The sequence below is a fragment of the Sphingomonas sp. genome (assembly GCF_035317925.1).
GTDB lineage: Bacteria > Pseudomonadota > Alphaproteobacteria > Sphingomonadales > Sphingomonadaceae > Sphingomonas_I.
In genome coordinates this window covers 1-5,362 of record NZ_DATHFV010000233.1, presented here as the reverse complement: position 1 = coordinate 5,362, position 5,362 = coordinate 1, and the positions used below count along the sequence as shown (strand labels likewise).

Sequence of the window (5,362 nt, the reverse complement as noted above, 5' to 3'; positions counted from 1 at the left end):
CCCGGATGGACGATATATGAAGATCGGTTTCGTGGGCGTCGGCATCATGGGGCGGCCTATGGCGGGCCATCTCCAGGCGGGCGGACATGACCTGCTGCTGGTGCAGCACCGCTCCCCTCTGCCATCCGAACTGACGGAAGGCGGCGCGCGTGCCTGCGCCACCGCGGCCGAACTGGCGGGTCAGGCGGATGTCGTCATCCTGATGCTGCCGGATACGGGCGACGTGGAACAGGCACTGTTCGCCGCCGACGGCGTCGCCGCCGGCCTCAAGCCGGGATCGCTGGTGATCGACATGAGCTCGATCGATCCGATCGCCACGCGCGACTTCGCCGCACGGATAGAAGGGATCGGCGCGGCCTATCTCGATGCGCCCGTGTCCGGCGGTGAGGTCGGCGCGCGCAACGCCGCGCTCACGATCATGGTCGGCGGTAGCGAGGAGGCGTTCGAGCGCGCCCGGCCGCTGTTCGAACGGTTGGGCAAGAACATCACCCTGATCGGCCCGGCCGGCAGCGGGCAGATCGCGAAGGTCGCGAACCAGATCATCGTCGCACTCAACATCGAGGCGGTCGCCGAAGCCTTGCTATTCGCATCCAAAGCGGGCGCCGATCCAGCGCGGGTGCGTGCGGCTTTGATGGGCGGCTTTGCCGCCTCGCGCGTGCTGGAAGTGCATGGCCAGCGCATGATCGACCGGACATTCGATCCGGGTTTCCGGATCCGTCTGCACCAGAAGGATTTGGGGCTGGCGCTGGGCGCCGCCCGCACGCTCGGTCTGGCGCTGCCCAATACCGCGAACGCGCAGCAACTCTTCTCAAGCTGCGTGGCGCACGGCGGCGCCGATTGGGATCATTCCGCCATGGTCAGATCGCTCGAAATCATGGGCGCCGCCACAATAGCCTAAGACGAACATCAAAGACGCGTGTCGTATTTATTAATTAAATTAAATTGCCTTTAGATCAATCAAAGTAGCGCCTTGCTACACTAAAATACAGGAGAGGGATAAAATGACCTATCGGTCCGGCATTATTGCATTGATGGCAGGGGTCAGCGCGGCCGCCATCACCGTTCCGGCGCTCGCCCAGGCAGCGGGTGACGCCGCCGCGCCGACGGCCAGCGCCACGATCGCGACGCCTCCGGCCACCGCCACACCGGCGGCTGCGGATGCGCAAGACATCATCGTCACGGGCAGCCGCATCGCACGCTCGACATTCGAGACACCGACGCCGGTGACGGCGATCACGGAAAAGCAGCTCCAGGAAAAAGCCGCGACCACCGTGACCGATCTGCTCAACGACATTCCCGCGCTGCGCCCGAACCAGACGGCGGGCAGCGGCCGCAATATCGGCGTCAGCAACTTCAACATGCGCGCGCTCGGCGCGAGTCGAACGCTCGTGCTGCTCGACGGCCAGCGGCTGATGAATTCGAGCCCGGTCGGCGGGTTCGATCTGAACGTGCTGCCCGCCGCCTTGATCTCACGCCTCGAGATCGTCACCGCCGGCGCGTCCTCGGTCTACGGCTCGGATGCCGTCACCGGCGTCGTCAACGTGATCCTCGACAACAAGTTCACCGGCGGCAAGCTCGACGCCCAATATGACATATCGGGCCATGGCGACCAGAAGACGGTATCGTTGAGCGGAGCCTATGGCGCCGATTTCAACGAAGGCCGCGGCCACGTCATTATCGCGGCGTCCTATCTGAACCGGCCGAGCATTCTCTATCAGGGCGCGCGCGGCTGGGGCAATGACGGCACCACCCTGTTGCCCAACGCCGCCTATACCGCCACCAACGGCCAATATAAGCAGGTCATCGTCGACGATGCGCGCCTGTCGCAGATGACGCTCGGCGGCGTGATCACCACAGCCGGGGCGCTCAAGAACATTCAGTTCGGGCAGGGCGGTGCACAGAGCCTGTTCCATCAGGGCACCAATGTCGGCACCGTCTGGATGCAAGGCGGCGACGGACTGGAGCCGCAGCCCGACTACGGCCCGGTGATTCCGTCGATCAAGCAGGAAAGCGCGTTCGGTCGCGTCACCTATGAGCTATCGTCCGACGTGCAGGCGCATCTCGACCTGCTCGCCACCTATTCGAGCGCGCATTCGACCAACAATTTCAACTACAACAACGGCGACATCAAGGTCACCCGCGACAACGCCTTTCTGCCGGCGAACATTCTCGCGGCGATGATCGCGAACAATCTGCAGTCGATCACGGTCGGCCGCCTCAACACCGAGCTGGGGCTCAACGACAATATCTCGCAGAACCATTATTACCGCGCCGGCGGCGGTCTGAAGGGTTCGCTGTTCCAGGGTTGGACCTGGGACGTGGACGGCAGCTACACCTATGCGCTGGCCGAGAATACCGGCCGCAACAACCGCAACAACATCAACTGGGGCCTCGCGCTCGATTCGGTGATCGGGCCCAACGGCACGCCGATCTGCCGCTCGACGCTGACCAATCCGAACAACGGTTGCGCGCCGGCCAATATCTTCGGCGTGAATTCGCTGTCCGCGGCGGCGATCGCTTATGCGAGCGGCACCTCCTGGCAGCATTCCCATTCGAAGAGCGCGGATGCGAGCGCGAATATCGCGGGCAATCTCGGCGAGACCTGGGCGGGCCCGATCAAGCTCGCCTTCGGTGGCGAATATCGCCGGGATACGGTCGATTCCAACTCCGATCCGATCTCGGACATCAACGGCTGGCGCCAAGGCACGTTCGCGTCCTACAGCGGCAAGGTGCGCGTCGCCGAAGGCTATGGCGAAGCGAGCATCCCGCTGGCCCGCGATCTGCCCTTCATGAAGAGCGTCGATCTCGATCTCGCCGGCCGCTACGTCGATTACAGCACGAGCGGTTCGACCGCGGTGTGGAAGATCGGCCTCAATTGGGCGGTGGATCGCCAGATCCGCTTCCGCGGCACCTATTCGAAGGATTTCCGCGCGCCCGGAATCGACGACCTCTTCTCGGCCTCGTCGCTGCGCGCGGGTAACTCGGTTCTCGATTTCCAGACCAACAAGATCGCCAACGTCAACACGCTGGCCGGCGGCAATCGAAACCTGAAGCCGGAAGTGTCGCACACCCTGACAGGCGGCGTTGTGCTGCAGCCCAACTTCGCTTCGCGCCTCCAGTTCTCGGCCGATTATTTCAACATCACACTCAAGAATGCGCTGACCGTCCCCACCGCGCAGCAAGTGGTCGACCGCTGCGGCGCGGGCGACGCGAGTTTCTGCGCCGGTATCACGCGCGACAGCACCGGCACGATCACCACGGTGGCGGTCACCGAATTCAATGCCCAGACCCTCAAGACCAGCGGCGTGGATTTCGAGACGTCCTATCAGTTCCCGCTCGGCCGCGGCGACATCGGCCTGCGCGCGGTGGCGAGCTATGTCGCGCACCTGACCACGTCGACCGGCGGCGGTCCGGCGGTCGATACGGCGGGGCAGTTGCAGGGCACCTACGCCACGCCGCATTGGCGCGGTACGGGAACGGTGACCTACGGCCAGGGCCCGCTCGATCTGCGGGTGATGTTCACCTATGTCGGCCCCGGCAATTACGACAATACCTATGGCCCGCTCGACATCAGCCGGAACCATTATCCGGCTTACGTCTACACCGATCTTTCGGTGCAATATGACCTGACCAAGACTGTGCAGCTCTATGCGAAGATCGAGAATCTGTTCGATACGGCTCCGCCGCTGATCGCGAACAACACGATCACGATCGCATCGGCCGCCAGCTCGCAATTCTACGACATGCGCGGCCGGATGTTCGGCGTTGGTGCACGCTATCGCTGGTAAAAGACGCGATGGTAACCGCGACGGCGGGGCGCTCGACAACCGAGCGTCCCGCCGTTGCCTTATGCGGCGCGATTTCTTGAAATCGCTTGAGTCCGTTTAGCGAGCACCTGGACGACGCGAATTTGCCTAGCCCATTTTCGCGACGTCGAGCACGGCCTGCGCGAAGGCGTTCGGTGCCTCTTGCGGGAGGTTATGGCCGATGCCTCCGTCCACGAGCCGATGCGCGTAAGGGCCGGAGAACTTCTTCGCATAAACGGCGGGATCCGGATGAGGCGCGCCATTGGCGTCGCCCTCCATCGTGATCGTCGGCGCGCCGATGGCGGGTGCCAGGGCAAGCTTTTGTTCGAACGCGTCATAGCGCGCTTCGCCCTCGGCCAGACCCTGGCGCCAGCGATAATTGTGGATCACGATTTCGACGTGGTCAGGGTTGTCGAACGCCGCCGCCGACCGATCGAAGGTGGCGTCGTCGAAATTCCACTTGGGTGAGGCCAGTCGCCAGGTCAGCTTGGCGAAGTCGTGACGATATTTGTCGTAGCCCGCACGGCCGCGCTCGGTCGCGAAATAGAATTGGTACCACCATTGCAATTCGGCGGCCGGCGGCAGGGGAACCTTGCCCGCCGCCTGGCTGCCGATCAGATAGCCGCTGACCGAGACGAGACCCTTGCAGCGCTCCGGCCAGAGCGCCGCGATGATGTCGCAGCTGCGCGCGCCCCAGTCGAAACCAGCGAGGATCGCGCTCGGAATATGGAGCGCGTCCATCAACGCGACTGTATCGAGCGCGACCGCGGTCGGCTGCCCGTTGCGCATCGTGTCGGGCGACAGGAAGCGGGTGCCGCCATAGCCGCGCAGATAAGGCACGATCACGCGATAGCCCTGCGCCGCCAGCAACGGCGCCACCTCGGCAAAGGCCTGAATATCGTAGGGCCAGCCGTGCAGCAGGATGACGGGGCGCCCGCCCGCCGGGCCCAATTCGGCATATTCGACTTCCACCAGACCCGCCTTGGCGCGCCGAAGGGGCGGAAAGGCCGGGACATTTTTCGTGCCGGCAACCACGGCCGCGAACGAGCTTGTCGAAACTGCGGCTCCGATGGCGGCGGCACCGAGAATCTGGCGGCGAAACAGATTGATTTCGGGAGGCATCTGACGGTCCCTTTCTGCCCGGGGCATAATCGGGCGTGAGGCGTGTGATCGAAGCCGCGCCTCGCATGGCGCCTAGATAGAAAGCACTCTTCTCGTAGAAATATCCATGCCAGAAGCCGTCCAATCCTTTGGACCATGATATATGTCGCGGCGCCATGCGGCCGGCATCGGGCACGCCCATAATCGCGCCGATACTTAGCTGTCGGCGACACCAGTGTTCAACGGCGAGTCTGGGAGATCGAGATGTTGGAAACTGTCGAACTGCCCGCTTTGCGCACCAGGCCACTCTTTTCCGCGCAGGTCGCGGTGGACGCGCTCCATATCGTTGGCGGGCCGCCGGGCGCGGCGCGGCGCATCGGCGACGTCTCGGGCGGCAGCTTCGCGGGCGATCGCCTGCGCGGTACGATCCTGCCCGGGGGCACCGACTGGCAGAT

Annotated in this window: 4 protein-coding genes; 3 read left to right on the top strand and 1 reads right to left on the bottom strand. The window is 64.0% G+C overall.

Going from position 1 to position 5,362, the window contains the following annotated elements; all coding sequences use genetic code 11:
* Positions 1-16 precede the first annotated feature (16 nt).
* Together VK533_RS16965 and VK533_RS16960 are read left to right on the top strand one after the other, a co-directional pair.
* A complete protein-coding gene (locus tag VK533_RS16965) occupies positions 17-898 on the top strand; it encodes a 2-hydroxy-3-oxopropionate reductase (RefSeq protein WP_349254973.1) in 882 nt (293 codons plus the stop codon).
* Between the two features lie 103 nt (positions 899-1,001).
* Positions 1,002-3,788, top strand: a complete 2,787-nt coding sequence (locus VK533_RS16960) for a TonB-dependent receptor (RefSeq protein WP_324379898.1) — start codon at positions 1,002-1,004, stop codon at positions 3,786-3,788.
* 126 nt (positions 3,789-3,914) lie between these two features.
* Here the strand turns inward: VK533_RS16960 and VK533_RS16955 are convergent, their stop codons facing one another.
* A complete protein-coding gene (locus tag VK533_RS16955) occupies positions 3,915-4,928 on the bottom strand; it encodes an alpha/beta hydrolase (protein ID WP_324379895.1) in 1,014 nt (337 codons plus the stop codon).
* 243 nt (positions 4,929-5,171) lie between these two features.
* Here VK533_RS16955 and VK533_RS16950 point away from each other — a divergent pair.
* A partial coding sequence (locus VK533_RS16950) for a DUF3237 family protein (RefSeq protein ID WP_324379893.1) occupies positions 5,172-5,362 on the top strand: 191 nt, incomplete at its 3' end.

Bases quoted from the DNA above. Each gene is read 5' to 3' on its own strand.
- VK533_RS16965 (WP_349254973.1), top strand. From the start codon at position 17: ATGAAGATCGGTTTCGTGGGCGTCGGCATCATGGGGCGGCCTATGGCG.
- VK533_RS16960 (WP_324379898.1), top strand. From the start codon at position 1,002: ATGACCTATCGGTCCGGCATTATTGCATTGATGGCAGGGGTCAGCGCG.
- VK533_RS16955 (WP_324379895.1), bottom strand. From the start codon at position 4,928: ATGCCTCCCGAAATCAATCTGTTTCGCCGCCAGATTCTCGGTGCCGCC.